This window comes from Shewanella sp. FDAARGOS_354 (assembly GCF_002209245.2).
GTDB classification, from domain to species: domain Bacteria; phylum Pseudomonadota; class Gammaproteobacteria; order Enterobacterales; family Shewanellaceae; genus Shewanella; species Shewanella xiamenensis.
The window spans coordinates 4,093,123-4,117,751 of record NZ_CP022089.2 but is presented as its reverse complement, the minus strand read 5'-3'; the positions used below and the strand labels follow the sequence as shown (position 1 = coordinate 4,117,751).

Below are 24,629 nucleotides of genomic sequence, written 5' to 3'. Positions count from 1 at the left end.
TTGCATTAGACATAGGCTTAGCGGTAGATTAATTGCTCTAAGTCGAATGCCATTGCGCCCGCTTCGACCCTATTCTAAGAAGCCCTACAGCCTACAAGGACGAACTGCATGACAAACCCAATTCAAGCCGAAGTACTCAAACGTGTTGCCGAAGTGTTTGACCAGCACGTACCGTTTCATAATTTATTGGGTCTGGATATCAAGCGATACGACATAGATGGCGTTGAAGTGGTGATCAATATGAAGCCAGAGCTCATTGGCAATATTCATCAACAAATTCTCCACGGTGGTGTCACCGCCACAGTGCTTGATGTCGTAGGAGGGCTCACCGCCTTTGCAGGACTGGTCGCTAGCCGTGATGATTGGACGGTTGAAGAGTTACAGCAACGGCTGCAAACCTTAGGCACTATTGATATGCGTGTCGATTATCTGCGCCCCGGGCGTGGACAGATTTTCACAGGCACCGGCAGTGTGATCCGAGCCGGCAATCGCGTCTCGGTCTGCCGAATGGAGTTACACAATGAGCAAGGAACCCATATCGCCTTCGGCACTGGCACTTATATGGTGGGCTAGTCCGTTGTCACCCATCGTTTTTTCAAGATTGATTTACCGCATTCAACATCAATAAACAAAAGGGAAACACCTTGATTCTTCAGCTGTTTCCCCTCTTCTTTTTGTTGAGCACTCGCCATTAGAGACATCCTGTAACGAAAAAGGCGGCTGTACACACCTTGAGTCAATTCCCATAGCCTCCTACAATCGCCGTCCTGTTATCCTTCGAAGATGTCTCATGCCTGATACCGAATACCGCAAAGGGATCCTACTTGCCGTCAGTGCTTACTGTATGTGGGGATTTGCGCCCTTATATTTCAAACTACTCCACCATGTTTCGGCGACCGAAATTTTACTGCATCGGGTGATCTGGTCATTTGTATTTATGGTGATCATCATGCTGTTTATTGGCGGTTTTGAAAAACTGCGCCAGCTGTTTAAACAGCCAAAACAACTGCTTGTACTGACAATCACCTCTCTGTTAATTGCAGGTAACTGGTTGATTTTTATCTGGGCAGTGAATAATGATCATATGCTCGATGCTAGCCTAGGCTATTTTATTAACCCATTACTCAATGTACTGCTCGGCATGCTGTTTTTAGGGGAAAGATTACGCAAGTTGCAATGGTTTGCCGTCGCGCTGGCGAGTACTGGCGTGCTGATCCAATTAGTCTCATTCGGCTCGATCCCTATTGTCTCCCTCGCCTTAGCGGGCACCTTCGGGGTATATGCGCTGCTGCGTAAAAAGGTCAACGTGGATGCTAAATCGGGTCTGCTAGTCGAAACCGCCATCCTACTACCGGTCGCATTGGTTTATCTGGTCGCAACCTTAGATAGCGCCACGGCGAATATGCTCACCAACGATTGGCACCTTAATTTATTGTTGATAGCAGCCGGGATTGTTACCACGATTCCACTATTGTGTTTTGCCGGTGCAGCGGTACGTATTCCATTGTCTATGCTCGGCTTTTTCCAATATATCGGCCCGAGTATTATGTTTATCCTCGCGGTAACCTTATTCAATGAACCCTTCGATGCCGAGAAGAGCATCACCTTTGGTTTTATCTGGAGCGCCCTGCTGGTGTTCACCTTCGATATGGTCTATAAACGCAAAACGGCGCGATAATATCGCGCTGTAGCCAATGGTTACAAAAGTAGTGGTAAGTATACTGAATCTGCTACTTTTGTAGTTGGGCTAAAAATTTCTCGCCCTCGGGCACAGACAAGAGCAGATTGTAGCCTCGTGTCGTTGGCACTAACACTAGCTCGGATTTATCCGTCACTGCCACAAATGCCTTGCCCTTCCCCTTCAAATTAAACCAGCCAAGTTGATACCCAGGCATACCGATACCATTGGTTTTAAAGCTGGGCGCTAAATCCGCCTCCTGCTTCAAGTCGATAAGACGCGCCTGCTCGACTAACAGTTCGGAACGCGCTAATTGCACTTTATAGAAGGGAATATCGAGTTTTAGTTCGGTGTCGGTTAACGCGATTTCAGCATTATGGGATTGATAAAACACCCAAGAAAATCCGCCAATCATTACTAACAAGATGCCTAAGCTCGCCGATTTAGCCACTTTCGGCATAGGTTTAACCCACAACATCCACAGTACGCCTGCTAAACCTAACAACAAGATAATAAAGCTTAAAATTGAAGTTTGAGTCAGAGGCGCGAGGGAGAAAAACTGAGTCACCATGGTGGGCAGTCCTTAAGGAAGAAAAGCTTAATCTGCCAACAAAGACATATTATGTCAACAAAAATGCCAGCGTTAGGCTGGCATCTTATCAAGCGTAAAAAGCTTACAGATCAAGGGCGAGAATTTTAGAGCGGCGCTGATAGTTATACAACTGCTTTTTCTTCTGCGGCAATGCATCCACATCTTCAATCACAAAGCCATGTTCTAAGAACCAGTGAATGCTGCGGGTAGTCAAGGCAAACAAACGGGAATAACCCCGATGACGCGCCTGACCTATGATGTTTTTCAGCAGCAGACTGCCCCTATCCGCATCGCGATAATCTGGATGCACCACTAAACAGGCAAACTCACCGGCGTTATCCTCCTCGAACGGATACAGGGCCGCGCAGCCAATCACTAAGCCGTCTCGCTCAATCAACATAAACTGCTCGATCTCAATCTCAAGCTGCTCACGGCTTCGGCGCACCAAAATCCCTTGCTCTTCCAGAGGACGGATTAAATTCAATATGCCGCCAATATCGCTAATCGATGCGCGGCGCAGGCGCTCAGCGCTTTCTGTCACGATTTGCGTGCCTATGCCTTCGCGGGAGAACAACTCCTGCAGCAAGGCACCATCATCAAGATAGCTAACCAAATGACAACGGGGTACCCCATTACGGCACGCATCAATACTCGCCTTGAGGAAAGCCATCGTGCCCACACAGGCAGAACCTTGCTCAGCAAGCTTAGTCAGAATATTTTGCGCATCATTTGGCATTAATTCGGCAATCACATCGCCATTGCGATCGAGGATGCCATTTTGCGAACTAAAGCCAATCATCTTGTCGGCCTTAAGCTTGATAGCAACCTGAGTGGCAATCTCTTCGGCCGTGAGGTTAAAGCTTTCGCCAGTGACGGATGCAGCAATCGGCCCCATCAACACGATACAGTGGTTATCGAGCTGACGCTTAAGCCCTTGAGTATCGATACGGCGCACTTTGCCGCTTAGACAAAAATCCACACCATTATCGACGCCCAGTGGCTGAGCAATCACAAAGTTACCGCTGACTAAGTTAATTTGCGCACCTTGCATCGGCGTATTGCTTAAACTCATCGATAAACGCGCGGTAATATCAAACTGTAATGCACCCGCGACTTGCTTAATGACTTTGAGTGAGTCTTCATCCGTGATACGTACACCTTCGTGGTAGGCGGGTTCAATCCCATTGGCGGCTAACGCTGCATCGATTTGCGGCCTCGCGCCATACACCAACACCACTTTAATACCCAAACTGTGTAACAACGCCACGTCATTCAAAATGCCGCGAAATTGATTTTGTGCTAAAGCCTCGCCACCCAACATCACCACAAAGGTTTTCCCTCTATGGGCATTAACGTAAGGGGCAGAATGACGAAATCCATCAACCAGTTCAGTGGTACGCACGCGTTGTTTACACCTCATATTTAAGCTGGTACCCCCAAAATGGCTTACCAGGAGTGAATAACGAAAACCCGCGTATAGTATTGCATTTTAATTCACCAATAAAGAATTTATTCTCATTAAAATGCAGTTTTAATACAACAAAGTGCTTATATTTTCAAAAAATTGCACTTTTGATAAATGATTACATTTTTTTAACCAAATATGATTTAGTCGCAATCGCCAAATATGGGACAGATTTATCTCATCTTGATGACGAAAAGCCAAAAAAAAGCCCCTTAGATAAGGGGCTTTTCTCGAAACACTAAACAAGGATTACTTGATTTTTGCTTCTTTGTAGATAACGTGCTGACGAATAACTGGATCAAATTTTTTGATTTCCATTTTTTCTGGCATGTTACGCTTGTTTTTTTCAGTTGTGTAGAAGTGACCAGTTTTAGCTGTAGAAACTAATTTGATCTTCTCACGATTACCTTTAGCTTTAGCCATGATCTATTACACCTTCTCGCCACGGGCACGAAGTTCAGCAACAACAACTTCAATACCTTTCTTATCGATCAGACGGATACCTTTAGTAGATACACGTAACTGTACGAAACGTTTTTCTTCTTCTAACCAAAAACGGTGGTTTTGTAGGTTAGGTAAAAAACGACGACGGGTCGCGTTTTTTGCGTGCGAACGGTTGTTACCAACCATCGGCTTCTTGCCAGTAACTTGGCATACTCTTGACATGTCAATCTTCTCCAAAAACAATTTTAACGCTCGAGCATTAATGTGCCTCGTATGGCCGTCGCCCGAGGCACAAAGAGGGCGCATTTTATACACGATCACAGAGTGAAGATCAAGTGTTAGATTAATTAATCCAGCCTCGTTCCGCGAAGGAAACTATCTCTCGATCACCAACAACCATATGATCCAACAGGGATACATCTATGGTTGCCAACGCATTTTTTAATCGCTCAGTTATTCGTCTGTCAGCCTGACTGGGCTCGGCAATACCAGACGGATGATTGTGACACACTATGACGGCAGCAGCCTTTTTCTCCAGCACTAAGCTCACCACTTCACGTGGGTACACTGAGGCTGAATCTATTGTTCCGCGGAATAATTCGACGAACTGAATCACTCTATGCTGGCTATCCAGCAGCAAAATTGCGAACACTTCATAGGAGCGGTCAGCTAATTGTCTCATTAAATAATCCCGAGTTAAATCGGGATTTGTCAAAACCTGACCTCTCTGCAGGTTTTCTTGTGCCACACGCCTCGCTAATTCAGCCGCGGCTTGAAGCTGGGCGTATTTTACAGGTCCCACGCCAGGAAGTCGACACACCTGATGCTTTGGTGCGCAAAGTAAGCTTCTTAAACCACCAAATTCTTGAATAAGTGAGCGGGCAAGGTCTACGGCATTCAGCCCAGACAGGCCATTACGCAACAACACCGCCAGTAATTCGGCATCCGAGAGATGACTAGCGCCTTTTAGCAATAACTTATCCCGCGGCCCTTCTCCCTCTAGCCAATCCTTAATCGCCATGTGACCTCCTGTCGTCGCATATTTTTACTTTAGCAAGTATGGACGAGATTTTTTGAACTGGGACAGTCACGCCAATTCATCGCTTTGTGGTATGGTTGGCGACATTATTTCAATCTCGGATGATGTCTGTGAGCCTGATAACAAAAAACGTCCTACTGGGTATTGGTGGCGGCATTGCGGCCTACAAAAGTGCGGATTTAGTGCGCCGCTTAAAAGAACGCGGCTTTGATGTACGTGTGGTAATGAGCCAAAGTGCGATGGAATTTATTACCCCACTCACACTGCAAGCCTTATCAGGGCATCCTGTATCATCGAGCTTACTCGATCCCGCCGCCGAAGCGGCGATGGGGCATATTGAACTGGCGCGATGGGCCGATTTAGTGATTATCGCCCCTTCTACAGCAAATCTTATCGCCCGAATCAATGCAGGCATGGCTGATGAATTAATCACAACCACTTGTCTTGCCACTGAAGCGCCAATTGCGCTCTGCCCTGCGATGAATCAGCAGATGTATCGTAATCTCGCCACTCAAGCCAATTTAGCCAGTTTACAAAGCCGTGGTTACACCCTGTGGGGACCGGCAAGTGGCAGTCAAGCTTGCGGTGAAGTGGGCCCTGGCCGCATGCTCGAACCGCTCGAAATTGCCGAACTTGCGAGTCGCTTTTTTGCAACAAAAGATGTCTATGCTGAACAGGAGTCACAACCGCTAGCAGGCCAATCGGTACTGATCACCGCAGGCCCAACCCGCGAAGCCATCGATCCTGTACGCTATATCTCTAATCACAGCTCAGGCAAGATGGGCTTTGCCTTAGCGAAGGCCGCGGCCGATATGGGCGCCGATGTGACCTTGGTCGCAGGACCCGTAAATTTAGCCACCCCAGAAGGGGTGACACGAATCAATGTTGAATCGGCACAGAATATGCTCGATGCTGTGATGGAGAATGTTGATAATAAAGATATTTTTATCGGCTGTGCGGCGGTTGCTGACTATCGCGTCAGCGATATTGCCACCAGTAAAATCAAAAAGTCAGCGGAAGAAATGCAACTTGCGCTGGTGAGGAATCCTGATATCTTAGCGACGGTCGCAAGCTTGGCAAACCGTCCTTTTATGGTGGGATTTGCCGCAGAAACCCATGATGTAGAAGCCTACGCCCGCGATAAACTCAAACGTAAAAATTTGAATATGATCGCGGCAAACGATGTATCCGTTGCTGGTCTAGGCTTTAACGCCGATGCCAATGCCCTGCGCGTATTCTGGCCACAGGGTAGTCAAGATTTGCCTGCTACCGATAAACTCACGTTGGCTCGGCAATTACTTTCGTTGATAGTGAAAGAAAAACAACACAAATGAAAACACCGATTGAATTAAAGATCCTCGATTCCCGTATTGGCTCTGAATTCCCGCTGCCTGCCTATGCCACACCAGGCAGCGCAGGCATGGATCTTCGCGCCATGATAGATACCACCATGACGATAGCCCCGGGAGAAACTCAGTTAATCCCAACGGGTATCGCCATCCATGTAGCAGATCCAGGCCTTGCAGCAGTGATTTTACCGCGTTCAGGCCTTGGGCATAAGCACGGTATCGTCCTTGGAAATCTGGTTGGGCTTATCGATTCGGATTATCAGGGGCCCTTAATGGTCTCTTGTTGGAACCGCAGCGATACCCCATTTACCTTAGAAATCGGTGATCGTCTCGCACAACTGGTGTTTGTCCCTGTGGTACAAGCACAATTCAAACTCGTTGATGAGTTCGATAGCTCAGACCGTGGTGAAGGTGGATTTGGCCATTCTGGCACTAAATAACCTGAATCGTTATTGAGCGAAGGATACTGCAATGGCTGTAAGCCCAAAAATTAATCGTCGTGAACACATACTGCAATGCCTAGCACAAATGCTAGAAACCAGCCCAGGACAACGTATTACCACCGCTAAACTCGCCTCAGAAGTCGGCGTATCGGAAGCGGCACTCTATCGCCACTTCCCGAGTAAGGCACGGATGTTCGAAGGGTTAATTGAGTTTATTGAAGAGTCATTACTCTCTCGTATCAACATCATCATGGATGATGAAAAAGACACCATGAAACGCTGTCAACTGGTGCTGCAACTACTGCTGATTTTTGCCGAGCGTAATCCAGGGATCTCGCGCGTCCTCAATGGTGATGCGCTTTTAGGTGAAAATGAGCGTCTGCGTAGCCGCATTAGTACGCTATTTGCAAAAATAGAAACTCAACTTAAGCAAATTTTGCGGGAAAAGACCCTGCGAGAAGGCAAAGGCTTTAATTTAGATGAGGCTATTTTAGCTAATTTGCTGTTAGCCTTCGCAGAGGGGCGAATTGCTCAATTTGTCCGCAGTGAGTTTAAACTAAAACCCACACAACACTTCGATGAACAGTGGCGCTTTATTCAGCATCAGCTGTTGCAAAGCTAATGATTTATCAACATAAAGGACGGTAATCACCGTCCTTTCTTTTATCCCCTACTCCTTGTATCGGTATTTCTTTTGTTTTAATCTCGAGTAAACATTTACAAAACAAAAACCACAATAATATTACAAGGATGTCAGATGAAATCTTTGCCATTTGCTGCATTGGCCGTAATTTGCTTGCCTATTATGCCTTTCAGCACATTAGCGGCCGAAACCTCGGCCACAAATGCCCTGTCACAATCCCAATTATTCAGTCGCGGTAACGAGTACTCTAACGTCAAAATCTCGCCTACCGGCAAATACTTAAGTGCAATCACCAGTGTCGAAGGCAAGAATGTCCTCTTAGTACTCGATGCACAAACCAAAAAATTGCTTAACGCAATTCGCTTCCCGAGCAACGCGCAGGTAGGCACCTATGAATGGGCCAATAGCGAGCGCATAGTACTGGCAAAAGAATACCTTAAGGGCTGGAGCGATGTGCCCCAATACTACGGCGAATTAATGGCGGTTAATGCCGATGGTTCTCGCCCAAAATATTTATTTGGTTATAAAAGTAGCGAGCAACAAACAGGATCGAATCTCAAGAAAAATACTCCTATAAGTGCTACCGCCTTTATTCTCGATCCCCTGCCTGATGACGAGCGTTATATGTTAGTCAATGCGATCCCATGGGGTGGTGCCCCCAACTTTACTGAAACACTTCAGGATGTTTACCGCGTTGACTTATTTAGCGGGGTTCGTAAACGTATAACAGGCTCCCCCATTGGCCGAGCACGCTTTATGACAGACCATGAGGGTGAAGTCCGCTTTGTGGCAGGGGAAGATGGCAAAAACATCACTAAAGTCTTTTACCGCAAAGATGGCGAATGGATAAACACCGACAAACTTAACCTTGGCTTAAGTGATTTTACGCCTATCTCTTTCGCTGATAATAAAAATACCATCTATGCTGCGGGTCGCGTGGGCACTGAAACCTTAGGCGTCTATCGCATCAACCTCGAAACAGGCGAGAAGGCCGAGATCATTCAAGATGAGGTTGTAGATCCGAGCAACTTCTGGATCAATGGCACAAACAAACAGCTCTATGCCGTTGAATTTGAAAATGGCTATCCCAGTTATGCATTTGTCGATAACAACGATAGCCACGCCAAACTACTCAAGGATTTAATTGCAGCTCTACCCGGGCATCAAGTACGGATTGTCAGCGAAACCCGTAATGGCGAGCAACTGGTGGTGATTGCATTTAACGACCGCAATCCCGGTGATTACTATTTGTTTGATACTAAAAAGCTCAAGCTAGAGTATCTAGCCACCGCTCGCAAATGGCTCGACCCAGAGCAAATGGCGGAGGTTAAACCCATTAGCTTCACCAACCGCGATGGCCAGAAAATCCATGGCTACTTAACCTTACCCTTCGGCAAAGAAGCCAAAAATCTCCCTTTGGTCGTCAATCCCCATGGTGGCCCCCATGGTATTCGTGACTGGTGGGGCTTTGACCCTCAAAATCAATTACTCGCCCAAAATGGTATCGCGGTATTACAGGTTAACTTCCGTGGCTCAGGTGGTTATGGCAAGCGTTTCGAGCGAGCTGGCTATCAAAAATGGGGCTCGGATATTCAGCACGATATTATCGATGCGACTCAATATGTGATTGACCAAGGCTTTGCCGATAAAGAACGAGTTTGTATCGCAGGCGGTAGCTTTGGCGGCTATAGCGCCCTACAAAGCGCAGTATTAGCCCCCGATATGTTTAAATGCGCGGTTGGGTTTGCTGGTGTGTATGATCTGGAGTTGATGTTTGATGAAGGTGACGTCGCCAGAACACGTTCAGGCACAAGCTATCTTAAGGACGTACTCGGCCAAGACAAAGCCACCCTAAAAGCCATGTCTCCCTCAGAGAACGTTGCTAAATTAAAAGCGAACCTCTTACTGGTTCACGGTGGTGACGATGAGCGAGCGCCGATTGAACAATTAGAATCACTAGAAAAAGCCCTCAAAGCCCATAATTATCCTTACCAAAAACTGGTGATGGATAACGAAGGCCATGGTTTTTATAACGATGAGCATAGAGCCAAATATTACGATCAGATGCTGAGCTTCTTAAAAACCAACTTAAAACTTTAGTACTCACTAAAATAACTAGGGCGTGTTGACGTTTCGAGATTAAATTTTGTTCGTTCTGGCAAGCACGTGCTCGTGAAACGAGGAATGATGTGTAGTTATTCTACTCAAATGACGAGCGGCTCTTATGACAGAAAGTAAGAGCAAGGGCTTGCCAGACGACCCCTTCGGGCAGCATTTGGCTGGCTTTTCTGCCGCGTTATCGTCCGTTTATGTAGAATAACTACACAGCACGGACTTTGCCTTGCATAAAAGCCAGCCACATTGCTGCAAAAATAATCCTGAAACGTCAACACGCCCTATTATCTTCATCAAGATAATAATGTTTTAACGCCCCGAGGAGCCGATAATCGATAAGGACTATCGGCTTTTTCATCTTCAGCGTGAGCGTTTTTTGGTATGAATTATCCGCAATTCGCGCTATTCTCCCCCACCTTGTTCTTACCCAGATAAGAACCAGTCGATTTGTACCTGAGTTCACCCATTGTACAAACTCAGTTTAGGGTGCTAGGTTTTCAGTGATAGCCGCTACTGAAGTAGTGGAGGATAAAAATGTCATTAAGTGAAGCAGCAGTAAAAGTACAAGCCGCCCTGCAAGAGCGCGGACTTGAAACCCCCATGCTCCCCAGTGTGTTTACTCCTGAAGAGCGTAAGGACAAGATTGAACACCATATGAAGGAAATTCTGACGCTTATGTCACTGGATCTTTCTGATGACAGTCTTGCCGATACCCCACGCCGCATCGCCAAAATGTATGTCGACGAAATCTTCTCCGGTCTAGATTATGCTAACTTCCCGAAGATCACTGTGATTGATAACAAAATGGGCTTTGATGAAATGGTGCGCGTACAGGATATTAGCCTGACCAGTACCTGTGAACATCACCTTGTCACTATTGATGGCACAGCAACCATTGCGTATCTTCCACGTAAAAAAATTATTGGTTTATCAAAGATTAACCGCATTGTACGTTTCTTTGCCCAACGTCCTCAGGTACAAGAGCGTTTGACTCAGCAAGTGTTAGTCGCGCTGCAGACCTTGCTCGAAACTAAAGATGTTGCGGTTAAAATGGATGCGGTGCATTACTGCGTAAAATCCCGCGGCGTAATGGACTCCACTAGCTCCACCACCACTACGGCCTTAGGTGGCATTTTTAAATCCAACCCCGCGACCCGCGCCGAGTTTTTACACCAGTCGAAGTAAGACCTTACTTTGTGTGAGATATAAAAAAACGCTGCCATTCTTATTGAATTGCAGCGTTTCTGTTTTAGCGGTTTATAACACGCTTAAGCCTTATTAGGCCTCGATGCCATACTGCTCACGGTATTGGCTTACCGCTGCTAGTTGCGCTTCCATACCTGGTTTTTCAGATAAATAGCGGATCAGATCCGCAAGCTTGATGATCGCCACAATACCACAGCCAAAATCACGCTCGACCTCTTGGATGGCTGACAATTCGCCCTTGCCCTTTTCTTGCCTATCCAGCGCAATTAATACGCCTGCCAGCTGCGCTTGATGAGCTTCGATGATTTCCATCGACTCACGGATCGCCGTTCCCGCAGTGATCACATCGTCCACCAGCATCACCCGACCTTTAAGCTCGCTACCGACTAAGCTACCGCCCTCACCGTGATCTTTTTTCTCTTTACGGTTAAAGCAGTAGGGAATATCGATATCGTGATGTTCGCACAAAGCCACCGCTGTCGTGGTCGCAATCGGAATACCTTTGTAAGCTGGGCCAAACAACAGATCGTACTCTATGCCAGAATCCACTAACGCCGCCGCATAAAAACGCCCTAAACGGGCTAAATCACGGCCAGTATTGAATAAACCCGCATTAAAGAAATAAGGACTGATACGGCCCGATTTAAGGGTAAACTCGCCGAATCGCAACACCTGACGCTCTAGGGCAAATTCAATAAACTCACGTTGATAGGCTTTCACAATCTCTCCTTACGACTTTAACGTTCTATTTTTATTGGGTTATAGCAAAATTGATTTAATAAAAAGCCCCATAACGGGGCTTTTTATCAATAACAATTAATTTAATGCGGCTTTCTGCACATCGACGATTTCGCGAATACTGTTCTTCGCTAAACCAAGTAGCTCAATCAACTCTTCGTGAGTAAACGGTTCACCTTCGGCAGTACCTTGAATTTCGATAATCTTACCGGTTTCTGTCATTACCACGTTCATATCGGTTTCGGCTGCGCTGTCTTCAACATACTCTAGGTCGCTTATCGCTTCACCGTTGTAGATACCCACGCTGACCGCAGCGATTAAGAACTTAAGCGGGTTAGATTTAATAATGCCTTTACCACGAGCCCAGTTAAGCGCATCCACTAAGGCGACACAAGCACCAGTGATTGACGCGGTGCGAGTACCGCCATCAGCTTGGATCACATCACAATCGATGACAATGGTGTTTTCACCCAGCGCTTTCATATCCACACAGGCACGCAACGCACGGCCGATAAGACGTTGAATTTCTTGCGTGCGGCCAGATTGTTTACCACGAGCGGCTTCACGATCCATACGGCTATGGGTTGAGCGTGGCAACATGCCGTATTCCGCCGTTACCCAGCCTTGGCCCTGACCTTTAAGGAAACGCGGTACACCCTCAGTAAAACTGGCGGTACAAAGCACTTTAGTTTCGCCAAATTCGACTAACACAGAACCTTCGGCATGGGCCGTAAATTGGCGAGTGATAGTAATGGGGCGTGTTTGTGCTGGCGTTCTGTTACTTGGACGCATGCGAAATTCCTGTATTCTGAGTCATTGACCGATTTTGGCTGCATATTATAGGGTTTTGTGCCTATAGATGCCATGCTTAGGGTGATTCTCTAGCAAACTCGTCACACAAACACCTAATCCTCCTCGCGAGTAGTGGTATGCCTTTAATCCTAAAGCCATTGACTCTATAATCGCCTCTCATTATGACGATTAAACCACTAGGACAACCCATGATCCAAAGCATGACAGCCTACGCTCGCATTGAGCACAAAGCACAATGGGGCACTGCCTCTTGGGAAATTCGCTCAGTCAACCAGCGTTATCTCGAAACTTACCTACGTCTGCCAGAACAATTCCGCAGCTTCGAGCCCGTTTTACGCGACCGCCTGCGTAAACGCTTAAGCCGCGGTAAAGTCGAGGTCAATTTACGCTACGAATTAGCCGATAACAGCAATAACGAACTTAAATTAAACCAAGGGTTAGCCAAACAGCTACTCGACGCCGCTAGTTGGCTCAAACAAGAAGCCGGACAAGGCGAAGTCAACCTCACCGATATTTTGCGCTGGCCAGGAGTACTTTCTAGTGCTGAGCAGGATATGGACGCGGTTGGTGCCGATTTAATGACCGCCTTCGACTTAGCTATCGACCAATTCATTGAAGCCCGAGGCCGTGAAGGCGCAGCCATCAAAGACATGCTCTTAAGCCGTTTAGACGGCGTCAGCGAGCAAATCGCCGTTGTACGCGAGCATATGCCTAAAGTCATGGAATATCAGCGCGATAAACTCACCAATCGTCTCGCCGAAATCAAAGGTGAACTCGATCCCGCCCGCATCGAGCAGGAGATGATCTTGTTAGCGCAAAAACAAGATGTGGCAGAGGAAATGGACAGGCTCGAAGCCCATGTTAACGAAGCCCGCCGCATCCTCAAAAAAGGCGGCAGCGAAGGTCGCCGTTTAGATTTTATGATGCAAGAATTTAACCGCGAATCGAACACCCTCGCCTCTAAATCCATCAGCACCGAAATCACCGCCGCCGCCGTCGAGCTCAAAGTGCTCATCGAACAAATGCGCGAGCAGATCCAAAACGTGGAATAACCTCCTCATTTCTTCAGCAATTTGCTTTTAATGCCCTACTCTTAGGGCGTTGAAAGCATCTTTGTAGTTTCATTTATCATCAGATACTTAATATTCGATGAGCCTTAGATGATACGCAAAGAATGGTAAATTCAATACGCCACACAGTTCCAAAAACATACTAATTAGATAAAACATCGACTCATCTTTATCAGCCTCTACACCCTACTCCTTTGGGAATAATTCAGACAATTTAATGTGACAGCCGCAGCAAATCCTGACTAAATTAGTCAGGATTTATTGCATCACAATAAAGCTGCAAATAATATGCATGTAAATTATTTGTGCTTTGGAGTGTTGCAATGTCATCAACTAGCTTTTCGTCAGCGTCTCACGTTGAACAACCATCAGCCCCTTTATCGCCATGGCTTGAGCGTAAAGTTGGCGAGTTGGTCGCGGAGGATTTTCGCCGCGCCCATGTGTTTAGCCAATTTGGTATCGATTTCTGCTGTGGCGGTGGTCGAGCACTGATCAGTGCCTGTGAGCGAGCACAAGCCGACCCAAATAAAGTCGTCGCCGCATTAGAGTACATGACACATTCAGGAGCTAAAGAAGATGAACTTAATCAACTGCCACTTGAGCAACTAATTGATTATATTGAGCGTACTCACCACCAATATGTCCGTGCTAAAGCACCGTTATTGCTGGAATACTCAGAAAAGATGGTACGCGCCCATGGCGAGCATTATGCCGAAATTGTTCCATTTGCAGGTTGGGTTCGTGCGTTGATAGAAGATTTAATGCCGCATTTGATAAAGGAAGAAAATATCCTCTTTCCTGCGATTCGGGCGATGAGTCAAGGCGAGCAAGTGCAGGGTTGTTTTGGTCATATAGGTAACCCGATCAATGCAATGCAACACGAGCACGAAGAAGCAGGATTGATTTTACAAAAGCTACATGAGTTAACCAACGACTTTACGCCTCCCGAATATGCCTGTACTACTTGGCGGGTTTGTTATGCAACGCTCGCAGAATTTGAGGCGGACCTGCATAGGCACATTCATTTAGAAAACAACATTCTCTTCCCTAAGGCGCTGCAACTCGCCTAATAAACAAGATTGATTAACCACCAAGGTCAGCATAACTGCTGGCCTTTGTGATTTTGGCGTGTTACAAAAAGTGGTGTGCTACGCAAGGAGCCGCCGCCATGACATACCCAACATTCGCACTCGATGATATTGCTTCTCTACACGAATCAGCCCAAGTAGAATTTAAACTCGCAAGAGGCCGTGATGGTCAAGGTCAATTACCTGAAGATATTTGGGCAACCTATAGCTCCTTCGCCAACACCTTAGGCGGAGAGATTATTCTTGGGGTACGCGAAGATCGTGGCCATTTCACCATTGAAGGCATCCCTAATCCGCTACCCGTATTACAAGAATTTTGGGAGATCCTCGATGACCCTAGCCGGATAAGCTGTAATATTTTAGCGATTTCTGATGTGCAGCTGATTGAAATTATGAATAAAAAGCTGATAAGGATTCGTGTCCCGCTCGCACCAGAGCACCTAAAGCCAGTATTTATAGGCACCGATGCTTATACGGGGACTTATTTTCGGGTTGGAGATGCCGACATGCATGCCAGCCGGAGACAGGTTACACAGATGCTACGCCGCGCCCATCACTGCAATAAGCTGATAAAGGCGCGGTAGTGCTTTTTCTAAAAACCAGCGAGTAAATAGCCACCCATGGCGGCAATTGCCACGCCAGATACGCGCATTAAGCTGCGTTGCCCAGTGACGCGCTGCATGCCTAGCCCTAGCATAACGCCACCTAAATGGATAACCGCAGTACCAAATAAGAAACCAAAGGCGTAAAGAACTGGGCTGGCAAGTTCAGGCATTTCCATGCCGTGGGCATGACCGTGGAAAATCGCAAACACGCCGACAAATGCCATCGCAAACAACAGCGGTAATTGGCGGTCAAAGGCAATCGCTAACCCAAGCAACAGTACTGACAAAGCAATGCCAATTTCAACAAAGGGCACCGGAATGGCATAAAGCCCCAGTATTCCACCAACCAACATAAAACACACAAAGGCTAAGGGCACAGTCCAAATCGCGCGACCACCGAGCTGCGTACTGAGCATGCCCACACTTAACATGGCAAGGAGATGGTCAAAACCTAAAACGGGATGATTAAAGCCCGCCATAAAACCCCCACCGGAGTGGATTTCGTGCGCCGACGCAGGGGCTATAAACGATAGACTCAAGAGGAGCAACAGACTTAAACGCACCATAGCAGTTCCTTGTTAGTGAAGACGTAACAACTGAGTTAAACAAATGCTAATACTCTACGGCAAAACGATATGCCAATCCTTGATCCCTATCACTTTAAATAGGCTGCTATTCTTTTTAAGGCAATAACATTTCCTGTAATGAATCGAGAGTGGCAATTTCCATATGGGGTAAGAGTGCAGCAATCGGTAACGATGCCACACGGCCAAAACTGGGATTTAACCAGACAGACTGACATCCCGCTAAACGCGCACCGCGAACATCGGCATTCATACTATCGCCAACGTGCAGCAGTTGATCTAAGCCGATATCTAACCTTTCACAGGCCTGTGAAAACATATCTTTAGCAGGCTTCATCCTTACACCACTACCAGGATGCAGCACAAATTCAAACACATTACTTAAGCCGATACGCTGTGCGTCCACATTACCATTAGTGATGCCAATCAGCCTAAAATGGACCGATAAACGCGTGAGCAGCGCCAAGACGTCGTCTGAAACCTGAAAATGGCTTCGATGAAAATAAAAACAAGCTAAACCTTCCTGCGCGCCCCGTTTTGCCTCAGGCTCACTATAACCGAGCAGTAAAAGGCCTTTATGCAGAGTTGCAATTCGCGCCGCCGAGGTGTCATGAGCAAGGGCCGGATTTTGCTGTAGTAGTTGCAACTTGAGCATTCGCCATTGCTGCGGTTGCCAAGCTTGAGTCAGCGGATAAGCCTGATGCAAAAACTGCATTAACTCAGCTTCGGCATTGAGAATGTGGGGTTCGTTATCGTATAGGGTATCGTCGAGATCGAAGCTAATCGCACGAATATTCTGGGGTCTAAGATAACAACGCATTATTTATCCTGTTGTTTTTTCGCTCTAGGATGGGCGTTATCATACACCTTAGCTAAGTGTTGGAAATCTAAACTGGTATAAATTTGCGTGGTAGACAGGTTTTCGTGGCCTAATAATTCCTGCACCGCCCGTAAATCGGCACTGGATTCCAGCATATGTGTGGCGAAAGAATGGCGCAGCTTATGAGGATGCACCCGCATAGAAAGCGCCTGTTCCTGCCCCCATTTGCTCATGCGCGCCTGAATGCTGCGATGGGATAAACGCTTGCCCTTTTCGGTGACAAATAATGCGTTATCTTCACAGGGGATTTGCCTGCGGCACTCAAGCCAAGCGCCTAAGGCATCAATAGCATAACGACCAACGGGGACGATACGCTCCTTGTTGCCCTTACCTAATACCCGCACTTCACGCTGATCATATTGCACACTGGATAAATCGAGCGCTGCGAGTTCTGCTAAACGTAACCCGCTGGAATAGCATAGCTCCATAATGGCTTTATCACGCAGTGTTAGCGGATCATTGCCTTCAATCTCAAGCAAATGAGTGAGGGAATCGACATCGATATTTTTCGGTAAAGGCTTAGCTTGCTTGGGCGCACTCAGCCCCTTGGCAGGATTGAGTTCTATCACGCCTGCGCGCAGTAAAAACCCTCCCCACTGTTTTACTGCCGATAACCATAATGACAGCGAGCGCGGACTCAGTCCCTTGCGGTGTAACTTAGCAAGCACTTGTTGCCAATGCTCACGCCCGACATTGAGCAGGTCAACACCTTCGGGCAGTAACTCGCTTCCCCGCTGCAACTCGTACATATAATTGCGAACCGTATGCGCCGATAACTGACGTTCAGACTGCATATAGGTTTCAAATTGCTGTAAATAGGAGTGACAACGCGCGGGCATATCATTAGCTGGCGAGTTCATATTGGACTCCTCATCAGGGCTTAGAGTTTGGCGAGCATATGTGCCAGCAATCGCCGAAGTTGCTCGAGCAGCATATTGTCCATATCGGGATGAAAATGGGTGGCATCGTGGCTGGCAACTGCAAAAATGACAGGAATATCATCAGCTAGTTTAACTAATGCCACCGAGCCGACCTCACTGCCAAATAAGCGTTTCGCCTCTTGTTGTGTCAGACGACCAAAATAGTAATTCTTGCGTAAACGCTGCGCCCAAATCGCCTTCATCTCAATATCGGCCTCTAACACACTGATAAGACGCACATGGGTAAAATTAAACTGCGCCTTTAAATTATCAGCCAGCACTTCTTTAAGGGATTCTAAGTTAACGCAATTGAGTAGCTTAAAAGACAGTTCAGTATTAAATCGGAATATCTTTTCATTACGTGCAGCCATGGCCAGTAAACTGGTGATTTCTTCTTCGAGTTGCCCAACCCGCAGGCGCAACAACTCTTGACGTCGTTCGACTAAGGAAATCGCACCGCGCTCCAAATGGGGCAAACGCATCGCCAATAACAGCTCGGGATACCGATTAAAAAAGTCAGGATTATCGAGTAGATATTCGCGAATAATCAACTCATCAAAGGGAAGATTGGTCTGCGGCATCAAAGGCTCGGTCATAACTGAATTTGTCCATCATAAACGTGCTGCGCAGGGCCTGTCATCCACAGCGGTTTGCCTTCACCTTCCCAATTGATGGTTAAGCTGCCGCCCGGTAAATCCACTTGTACTTGTTGATCGAGTTTACCTTGAATTTGTCCGACTACTACGGCAGCACAAGCACCTGTGCCGCAGGCTAAAGTCTCAGCCGCACCACGTTCGTAAACTCTAAGCTTGATATGACCCGAGTTCACCACCTGCATAAAACCAACGTTTACTCCGCGCGGGAATCGCTCATGCTTGGTGAGTAACGCACCGATTTCGGCGACATTCGCGCTGGTAACATCTTCCACATCGAGCACGCAATGGGGATTGCCCATGGAGGCCGCACCACACAAAAAGGTTTGTTGCGGCGTTTGCAGCAGATAGGTTTTTTCGGCCTTTTTGGCTTTAAAGGGGATTTGGCTAGGTTCGAGCACGGGCACGCCCATATTCACAGTGACAGTACCATCGCGCTCAAGGCGCAGTGTCATCTTACCCGCAGAGGTACTTACACGAATTTTATTCTTATTCGTCAGCCCCTTATTACGGACAAACCGCGCAAAGCAACGGGCGCCATTGCCGCAGTTTTCGACCTCACCACCGTCGGCATTAAAGATGCGATAGTGAAAGTCGAGGTCGGGATCATAGGGTGGCTCAACCAGCAAGAGTTGGTCGAAACCGATGCCAAAGTTACGGTCAGCTAAACGGCGGATCTGCTCAGGCGAAAAGAACACGTTCTGCGTGACACCATCGACCACCATAAAATCGTTGCCAAGTCCGTGCATCTTAGTGAATTGGATCAAGATACTTATCCTTTAAGCCTAGGCGCCGCGATAACTAGCCAAGCGCCTGAATCAATATAATTTTCTAGTTTACGGCAGGAGCTGCTCACCTTGCCAGAGCTGCGCTAATTTTTCTCGCTCTCGCACCAGATAAGCCTTATCGCCATCCACCATGACCTCGGCCGCACGCGGACGAGTATTATAGTTCGACGCCATGGCAAAACCGTAAGCACCACTGGAGCGCACAACCAGTAAATCCCCCGCCGCAATCGCGAGTTGTCTGTCCTTACCTAAAAAGTCACCGGTTTCGCACACAGGTCCTACAATATCAAATACTTGCGTATCTTCATCCCGTGGATTCACCGGAATGATATTTTGCCATGCACTATAGAGTGCAGGCCGAATTAAGTCGTTCATGGCACCATCAACAATCGCAAAACGTTTGTCACTGTTTTCTTTGAGGTACAGCACCTCAGTCACAAAAATCCCCGCATTGGCAGCAATCGCACGGCCCGGTTCGAAAATCAGTTTGAGCTTGCGATGACCTAAACGCTTTAGCAGTGCAGCGGCGTACACATCAGGATGCGGTGGCGTTTCATCATCATAGGTCACCCCTAAACCGCCACCGACATCAAAGTGCTCAATCACTATCCTTTGCTCGGCTAGGCGGTCAATGAGCGATAGCATTCTGTCCATTGCATCGAGAAACGGCTGAATTTCAGTGAGCTGTGAGCCGATATGGCAATCAACCCCTTTTACCTGCAAATGCGGCAGCGCATGGGCGCGAGCAAATACAACTTCGGCCTCATCCATGGCGATACCGAATTTATTTTCTTTAAGACCCGTCGAAATATAAGGATGCGTACCGGCATCGACATCGGGATTCACCCGCAGTGACACTGGAGCAACTTTACCTAAGCGGCCGGCAACATCGTTAAGTTGTTCAAGCTCAGCACTCGATTCAACGTTAAAGCAGTAGATACCAAGATTTAATGCCTGCTCCATTTCGGCAACGGTTTTACCCACGCCCGAAAACACCACTTTGGCAGGGTCACCACCGGCTTCAATCACCCGCGCTAACTCGCCGCCCGAGACAATATCAAAACCACTACCTAAACGAGCCAATACGTTCAGTACGGCTAAGTTCGAGTTGGCTTTCACCGCGTAACACACTATATGTGGATGGTCGGCAACTGCATTATTAAAGGCATGCCAGTGACGTTCGAGCGTCGCACGGGAATAGATATACAGTGGCGTGCCATACTGCTGGGCTAAATCATTGACCCGACAGCCTTCTGCGTACAGGGTATTATCTTGGTAGAGAAAGTGATCCAATGTCCGATTCCTTACTGCGCTTTGTAGTAATTATGCTGATTATTATTGTGTTTTTTCAGTTTCAGCTTGAGGCTCCGCGGCTTGTACAGGCGTAGCATCACGCTTAGCTGGCTTATTTTTTTTAGACTGAGTCGCCTCTACTGGAGAGGATTTATACAGGGGGCCCTTTTGACCACAGGCTGTAATGAATAGGCTACCAATCAATAACAATAAAAACAGTCTCATTTTTCTCAACATCTGTGCATCTAGTGACTAATCATCTTATAATCGCACCCATCTTGACGAAAGCAAAGGACAGAAATGCATGGCCATGACAGATACAGAATTTCACCAGCTCGCCGATGACATGTTCCAAGCGATAGAGACCGCTATCGAAACCGCAATTGATGAACAAGATGCCGATGTGGATATTGATACCAGTGGTAACGTGTTACAGCTAGAATTTGTCGATGGTTCGAAAATCGTAATCAACAAACAGGAACCTTTGCATGAAATTTGGGTAGCAACGCGTTTTGGTGGCTATCACTTTGGCTATGTAGAGGGGAAATGGCTTGATGGTCGTAATGGCGGCGAGTTTATGCCCTTTGTGCAGGACTCGATTCTACGCCAAAGCGGTATCGAACTCAGCCTCTCCTAAGCCGCGGCTTTATTCCTAAGCGGGAGGTCGCTCCCGCTAAAACTCCACATTGGCGTTATTGATATCCACCCCAAAGGGCATCACGGTTAGCTCACCCGCCACCCGTACTAAATGGAAAAACTGCGGAATATTAAACCGTGCTTTTGATGCATAAAATTCATCAAAAACATAGTGATGACTCACTTTGTTGACCAGTTCGCTCATATCTGAACCAGACTGCACATAATGACTCAGCTGATTTTCCTCATCGAGAATAAACACATCTAAGCTATCGGTGCGTTGCCGCAGAAAGTACTGGATCGCTCCCTTGGCGGCAAAGTTCTGAATGATTTTCGGCATGCTCGAAAAAGGGTCATCCCCCAACTCTGGCCGAGGCAATTGTACTAAATGACTACGAGCAAGTTGCTGATAAAAAGATTTGGCATCACTCAAGTCCTGATAGGCCATCCCCAAAGGATTAAAAAAGATCCCGTAACGGGTATGACTAATCTGCAGCGGCTGCACTAAGGTGCTCGATTGTTGCACCTGTTGACAGAGTCGCACCGTTTGTTTAAGCAAGTTTTTCACCGCTAACTTAAGTTGTGGCCTGAGCTTTTGCGAACAGCTAATCACATCCATATCCACGGGATGAGTCGCTCGCCTTAGCCCTGGTGTGACAAACGCGAGTGCCTGCAATACTGCGGTTTCGCCCTCAAAACGATGACACTGCCACTCCCCCCAACTATTAAGGCAAATAGCATCGAGGGCGCCGAGCATATTTTCCTGCTTACGACCCAATGAAAACACGTTGGCATTCATGACATCGACCATCATCTCTTGCCCTTGCCAATGGATAGTAGGATCACAGTCGAGGTTTAAGATAAAAATGAGTTTTCTAAAATGCCAAGGCTGACATAGGTCAAGCTTTGAGACCCGCCAATCATGATCGATAAAATTAAGTAATCGTTTTGAAGCGTCGGTCAACCTTCGGGATTTAATCTTACTCTGGCCAAACTCATACCATTTGGTTTCTGGCGTCGAAACCCCATTTAAGCAAGCCCAAATCATCAGCGCTGACGGGCTTTTCCCTTTGCAAATAGCAGATTCACCTAACAGATTCTGCGGCTTTGGCCCCTGGCGGTAGAGGTAATATTGATTTTCCTTGTTACTGGACACCATGGTTACTTCAGATTCAGCGACCGAGTGGCTCCAGAGCAAATTCAGCTTGGCGATTTGGTCTTCATCTTGGCTAAAGTAAGTATGTAGTTTGCGAGTGAGCATCCCCAACTCTTCAATCCTGAGTCCTTCGTTTAACTCATGGGTGGAGGCGAAACGCAGCAAGGTTTGATAACTCGCCAGCAGCAATTCATTAAGTTGCTCATTAAACCAATTGAGCTGGCCACTATGCCAATGCTCACAATCATCTAAGGTAGTAATTAAACTGTTGGGCCACTGCCACTCTTGCACCAACTTTTGCATTTTGGCATAGCGCCAATCTTTACCTTGGTCAGACACACTTAAGAACACGCCACATTTTAGATAAAAACAGCGGCGCACAATTTCCAGCCGACGACTATCATTCTGCTTTAATAAATAGGCTTCAATCGCCTCATAAATTGCGTAATAAGCATCGTTAGCAGTAGAAAAATCCCCTGCTAAGGTCTTTTGCCAAAGCCGGTCACACAGTAACTGAGAATGGGGATACTCACTGGCATAAGCCTCAAGCAAAAGTACTTTAATCAACGCTTTATGCGGCTTATTTAAGCCTTTATAAAGCTGCCAAAGCGAGGCACCAAAATACTCGCTTGCCGGTAACTCGTGCACATTACCAAGATATAGCAATTCAGGATTGAGCTTAGCATCAGGCCACCATGCAATAGTTTTACCCGCCAAGCGAATTTGGCTGCGATAAAACTCCTCAAGCAACAGCCAATGCTGCGTACTGCCACTGTGCTCATGAGCCATAGAAGACTGGCAACCGGTACGCTGTGAGATATCACCACAAAATTGCAGTGGATGAACCAAGTAAAAATTCACCTCAAACTGATACTCTGCAAACCAAGCGGTTAGTCGTTCCGTTTTTAATTTAACCAAGGCTAAGTCGTCATCACACAAATCCTCATGATGGACTAGCCACACATCCACATCACTTTTTGCATTCTGACCAAAGCTAGCTGTACTGCCCATGGCATATATCCCTTCGAAGGCATAACAATCCATGTCATTAGGTATAAAAGGCAGCTTAAACACATCACAAGCCTGGGCTTCTATTAAGCCCGCCTTGTAACCATAAATACCGCAAGGCGTATTAGGATCAACGTATCCCGGATACTGAACGCTATTCTGTTGAAGTAAAAAGGGGATCAAACGGAACAAATGCTTTTGCAACGGAGACAACAAGGCTAAGGCCCGTGCAATACGAACCTGATTAAGTCTTTCTGCAATATCAGGAAACTGGCCTTGCTGATCCATCCTAGAACACGACACTTAAGCACAATTGAGAAGTGTGCTCATGTTAACACTTTTGCAAAGCTGAGCAACTAAATGAGATATCCATCACACTTTTATACGATTTAGAACACCGCCGACTTCAAAGAATCGATACGGCTTCCTTACATTCGCGAATAGCCAATGTTAGCATTGGCGCAACTAAGATCTCGGATGGAAACTAGGCATGTCTGAAAACCGCATACGTATCGCTACCCGCAAGAGTCCGCTAGCCATGTGGCAAGCTGAATTTGTTAAAGCAGAATTAGAACGCGTTCACCCAGGTATTGTGGTGGAGCTATTGCCAATGAGCACTAAGGGCGATGTTATCTTAGACACGCCATTAGCGAAAGTTGGTGGTAAAGGCTTGTTCGTCAAAGAACTCGAAGTCGCCATGCTCGAAGACCAAGCCGATATCGCCGTACACTCCATGAAAGACGTGCCAGTAGATTTCCCCGAAGGCTTAGGGCTGGAAGTGATTTGTGAACGCGAAGATCCACGCGATGCCTTTGTGTCTAACCTTTATAAGTCAATCAGTGAGCTGCCACTCGGTGCCACGGTAGGCACCTCAAGCCTACGCCGTCAGTGCCAACTGCGCGCCTCACGCCCAGACCTGATTATCAAAGATCTGCGTGGCAACGTCGGTACTCGCCTCGCGAAACTCGATAACGGCGAATACGATGCGATTATCCTGGCTGCAGCGGGTTTAATTCGCCTGAAATTATCTGAGCGTATTGCCAGCTTTATTTCTGCCGAAGAATCCTTACCCGCAAACGGTCAAGGTGCTGTCGGTATCGAATGTCGTACCAATGATGAGCGCGTTAAAGCATTATTGGCACCATTAGAACACTTAGAAACGCGCTACCGAGTCATCGCCGAGCGCGCCATGAATACTCGCCTCGAAGGTGGTTGCCAAGTTCCTATTGGCGCCTTTGCCGAAATAGATGGTGATGAGATGACACTGCGCGGCCTCGTTGGTAATCCAGATGGTAGCGAAATCATCGAAGGCGTGATCACAGGTCCAAAGACCGAAGCGACGCAACTCGGTGTTGCCCTTGCTGAAGAACTACTAAGCAAAGGCGCCAAAAGCATCCTCGACGCTGTTTACGCCAAAGCCTAA

At 47.1% G+C, this 24,629-nt stretch carries 28 protein-coding genes; 12 read left to right on the top strand and 16 right to left on the bottom strand.

The features are described 5' to 3' along the window. Nucleotides 1-108 precede the first annotated feature (108 nt). Nucleotides 109-573: a thioesterase family protein gene (locus CEQ32_RS18585; protein ID WP_011718513.1), complete on the top strand. Its 465-nt coding sequence runs from the start codon at nucleotides 109-111 to the stop codon at nucleotides 571-573. Here CEQ32_RS18585 and CEQ32_RS23235 read toward each other — a convergent pair. Continuing rightward, nucleotides 570-692, bottom strand: a complete 123-nt coding sequence (locus CEQ32_RS23235; protein ID WP_258195979.1) for a hypothetical protein — start codon at nucleotides 690-692, stop codon at nucleotides 570-572. The two genes, CEQ32_RS18585 and CEQ32_RS23235, sit on opposite strands and share 4 nt — an antisense overlap. Nucleotides 693-790: 98 nt before the next feature. On the opposite strand from CEQ32_RS23235, the gene rarD reads away from it, so the two are divergent. Beyond that, nucleotides 791-1,678, top strand: coding sequence for an EamA family transporter RarD (gene rarD / locus CEQ32_RS18580; RefSeq protein WP_088586580.1), 888 nt, complete (start codon nucleotides 791-793; stop codon nucleotides 1,676-1,678). A gap of 52 nt (nucleotides 1,679-1,730) precedes the next feature. Here the strand turns inward: rarD and CEQ32_RS18575 are convergent, their stop codons facing one another. The 5 genes from CEQ32_RS18575 to radC form a co-directional block, all read right to left on the bottom strand. Beyond that, complete coding sequence (locus CEQ32_RS18575) at nucleotides 1,731-2,249, bottom strand: PH domain-containing protein (RefSeq protein WP_088586579.1); 519 nt, start codon at nucleotides 2,247-2,249, stop codon at nucleotides 1,731-1,733. 103 nt (nucleotides 2,250-2,352) lie between these two features. Beyond that, complete coding sequence (gene argA / locus CEQ32_RS18570; protein ID WP_055647679.1) at nucleotides 2,353-3,672, bottom strand: amino-acid N-acetyltransferase; 1,320 nt, start codon at nucleotides 3,670-3,672, stop codon at nucleotides 2,353-2,355. Between the two features lie 312 nt (nucleotides 3,673-3,984). Next, nucleotides 3,985-4,158, bottom strand: a complete 174-nt coding sequence (gene rpmG, locus CEQ32_RS18565) for a 50S ribosomal protein L33 (protein WP_006079871.1) — start codon at nucleotides 4,156-4,158, stop codon at nucleotides 3,985-3,987. A gap of 6 nt (nucleotides 4,159-4,164) precedes the next feature. After that, nucleotides 4,165-4,401, bottom strand: coding sequence for a 50S ribosomal protein L28 (gene rpmB / locus CEQ32_RS18560; RefSeq protein WP_006079870.1), 237 nt, complete (start codon nucleotides 4,399-4,401; stop codon nucleotides 4,165-4,167). 121 nt (nucleotides 4,402-4,522) lie between these two features. After that, nucleotides 4,523-5,200, bottom strand: coding sequence for a RadC family protein (gene radC / locus CEQ32_RS18555; protein ID WP_088586577.1), 678 nt, complete (start codon nucleotides 5,198-5,200; stop codon nucleotides 4,523-4,525). Between the two features lie 119 nt (nucleotides 5,201-5,319). Between radC and coaBC the strand changes: the two genes are divergently transcribed. The 5 genes from coaBC to folE all read left to right on the top strand — a co-directional run bounded on the left by coaBC (nucleotide 5,320) and on the right by folE (nucleotide 10,953). Beyond that, nucleotides 5,320-6,552 (top strand): bifunctional phosphopantothenoylcysteine decarboxylase/phosphopantothenate--cysteine ligase CoaBC, encoded by a 1,233-nt coding sequence (coaBC, locus tag CEQ32_RS18550; RefSeq protein ID WP_088586576.1) that lies wholly within the window; start codon nucleotides 5,320-5,322, stop codon nucleotides 6,550-6,552. After that, complete coding sequence (dut, locus tag CEQ32_RS18545) at nucleotides 6,549-7,007, top strand: dUTP diphosphatase (protein WP_011624324.1); 459 nt, start codon at nucleotides 6,549-6,551, stop codon at nucleotides 7,005-7,007. Before coaBC ends, dut begins: the two co-directional genes overlap by 4 nt. A 31-nt stretch (nucleotides 7,008-7,038) precedes the next feature. Then, on the top strand, nucleotides 7,039-7,632 hold the full coding sequence (slmA, locus tag CEQ32_RS18540) for a nucleoid occlusion factor SlmA (protein WP_011073926.1): 594 nt from the start codon (nucleotides 7,039-7,041) through the stop codon (nucleotides 7,630-7,632). A 135-nt stretch (nucleotides 7,633-7,767) separates the two neighbouring features. Next, nucleotides 7,768-9,753, top strand: coding sequence for an alpha/beta hydrolase family protein (locus tag CEQ32_RS18535; RefSeq protein WP_055647680.1), 1,986 nt, complete (start codon nucleotides 7,768-7,770; stop codon nucleotides 9,751-9,753). Between the two features lie 549 nt (nucleotides 9,754-10,302). Next, nucleotides 10,303-10,953 carry a GTP cyclohydrolase I FolE gene (folE, locus tag CEQ32_RS18530; RefSeq protein ID WP_037422910.1) on the top strand — a complete coding sequence of 217 codons (651 nt, stop codon included), beginning with the start codon at nucleotides 10,303-10,305 and terminating at the stop codon, nucleotides 10,951-10,953. Nucleotides 10,954-11,046: 93 nt separating this feature from the next. Here folE and pyrE read toward each other — a convergent pair whose 3' ends face one another. Together pyrE and rph are read right to left on the bottom strand one after the other, a co-directional pair. Then, on the bottom strand, nucleotides 11,047-11,694 hold the full coding sequence (gene pyrE, locus CEQ32_RS18525) for an orotate phosphoribosyltransferase (RefSeq protein ID WP_037422911.1): 648 nt from the start codon (nucleotides 11,692-11,694) through the stop codon (nucleotides 11,047-11,049). Between the two features lie 96 nt (nucleotides 11,695-11,790). Then, nucleotides 11,791-12,504 (bottom strand): ribonuclease PH, encoded by a 714-nt coding sequence (rph, locus tag CEQ32_RS18520; RefSeq protein WP_011073930.1) that lies wholly within the window; start codon nucleotides 12,502-12,504, stop codon nucleotides 11,791-11,793. 209 nt (nucleotides 12,505-12,713) lie between these two features. On the opposite strand from rph, the gene CEQ32_RS18515 reads away from it, so the two are divergent. The 3 genes from CEQ32_RS18515 (at nucleotide 12,714) to CEQ32_RS18505 (ending at nucleotide 15,267) form a co-directional block, all read left to right on the top strand. Continuing rightward, entirely contained in the window at nucleotides 12,714-13,577 is an 864-nt protein-coding gene (locus CEQ32_RS18515; protein WP_037422912.1) for a YicC/YloC family endoribonuclease, read from the top strand. A 341-nt stretch (nucleotides 13,578-13,918) separates the two neighbouring features. Further along, the gene (gene ric, locus CEQ32_RS18510; RefSeq protein ID WP_088586575.1) at nucleotides 13,919-14,665 is read left to right on the top strand and encodes an iron-sulfur cluster repair di-iron protein; all 747 of its coding nucleotides are present in this window, start codon (nucleotides 13,919-13,921) and stop codon (nucleotides 14,663-14,665) included. 98 nt (nucleotides 14,666-14,763) lie between these two features. Further along, the gene (locus CEQ32_RS18505; RefSeq protein WP_047537623.1) at nucleotides 14,764-15,267 is read left to right on the top strand and encodes a helix-turn-helix domain-containing protein; all 504 of its coding nucleotides are present in this window, start codon (nucleotides 14,764-14,766) and stop codon (nucleotides 15,265-15,267) included. 8 nt (nucleotides 15,268-15,275) lie between these two features. Here the strand turns inward: CEQ32_RS18505 and CEQ32_RS18500 are convergent, their stop codons facing one another. The 7 genes from CEQ32_RS18500 to lptM form a co-directional block, all read right to left on the bottom strand. Then, nucleotides 15,276-15,854: a HupE/UreJ family protein gene (locus CEQ32_RS18500; RefSeq protein WP_023266363.1), complete on the bottom strand. Its 579-nt coding sequence runs from the start codon at nucleotides 15,852-15,854 to the stop codon at nucleotides 15,276-15,278. A 115-nt stretch (nucleotides 15,855-15,969) separates the two neighbouring features. After that, nucleotides 15,970-16,692 carry an HAD-IA family hydrolase gene (locus tag CEQ32_RS18495; RefSeq protein WP_088586574.1) on the bottom strand — a complete coding sequence of 241 codons (723 nt, stop codon included), beginning with the start codon at nucleotides 16,690-16,692 and terminating at the stop codon, nucleotides 15,970-15,972. Then, the gene (gene xerC, locus CEQ32_RS18490) at nucleotides 16,692-17,591 is read right to left on the bottom strand and encodes a tyrosine recombinase XerC (RefSeq protein ID WP_172590938.1); all 900 of its coding nucleotides are present in this window, start codon (nucleotides 17,589-17,591) and stop codon (nucleotides 16,692-16,694) included. Before xerC ends, CEQ32_RS18495 begins: the two co-directional genes overlap by 1 nt. Nucleotides 17,592-17,632: 41 nt before the next feature. Continuing rightward, the gene (locus tag CEQ32_RS18485; RefSeq protein ID WP_037430216.1) at nucleotides 17,633-18,268 is read right to left on the bottom strand and encodes a DUF484 family protein; all 636 of its coding nucleotides are present in this window, start codon (nucleotides 18,266-18,268) and stop codon (nucleotides 17,633-17,635) included. After that, nucleotides 18,265-19,092, bottom strand: a complete 828-nt coding sequence (gene dapF, locus CEQ32_RS18480; protein ID WP_037430212.1) for a diaminopimelate epimerase — start codon at nucleotides 19,090-19,092, stop codon at nucleotides 18,265-18,267. The genes CEQ32_RS18485 and dapF overlap by 4 nt, the downstream gene beginning before the upstream one ends. Nucleotides 19,093-19,161: 69 nt before the next feature. After that, nucleotides 19,162-20,406 (bottom strand): diaminopimelate decarboxylase, encoded by a 1,245-nt coding sequence (gene lysA, locus CEQ32_RS18475; RefSeq protein WP_088586573.1) that lies wholly within the window; start codon nucleotides 20,404-20,406, stop codon nucleotides 19,162-19,164. A 42-nt stretch (nucleotides 20,407-20,448) separates the two neighbouring features. Beyond that, on the bottom strand, nucleotides 20,449-20,643 hold the full coding sequence (lptM, locus tag CEQ32_RS18470) for an LPS translocon maturation chaperone LptM (RefSeq protein ID WP_037422991.1): 195 nt from the start codon (nucleotides 20,641-20,643) through the stop codon (nucleotides 20,449-20,451). Between the two features lie 67 nt (nucleotides 20,644-20,710). Here lptM and cyaY point away from each other — a divergent pair, with 67 nt between their 5' ends. Continuing rightward, the gene (gene cyaY / locus CEQ32_RS18465; RefSeq protein WP_088586572.1) at nucleotides 20,711-21,043 is read left to right on the top strand and encodes an iron donor protein CyaY; all 333 of its coding nucleotides are present in this window, start codon (nucleotides 20,711-20,713) and stop codon (nucleotides 21,041-21,043) included. 36 nt (nucleotides 21,044-21,079) lie between these two features. Here cyaY and CEQ32_RS18460 read toward each other — a convergent pair whose 3' ends face one another. Then, nucleotides 21,080-23,494 carry a class I adenylate cyclase gene (locus tag CEQ32_RS18460; protein WP_047537602.1) on the bottom strand — a complete coding sequence of 805 codons (2,415 nt, stop codon included), beginning with the start codon at nucleotides 23,492-23,494 and terminating at the stop codon, nucleotides 21,080-21,082. A 202-nt stretch (nucleotides 23,495-23,696) separates the two neighbouring features. Between CEQ32_RS18460 and hemC the strand changes: the two genes are divergently transcribed. Continuing rightward, nucleotides 23,697-24,629, top strand: coding sequence for a hydroxymethylbilane synthase (gene hemC / locus CEQ32_RS18455; protein WP_037430190.1), 933 nt, complete (start codon nucleotides 23,697-23,699; stop codon nucleotides 24,627-24,629).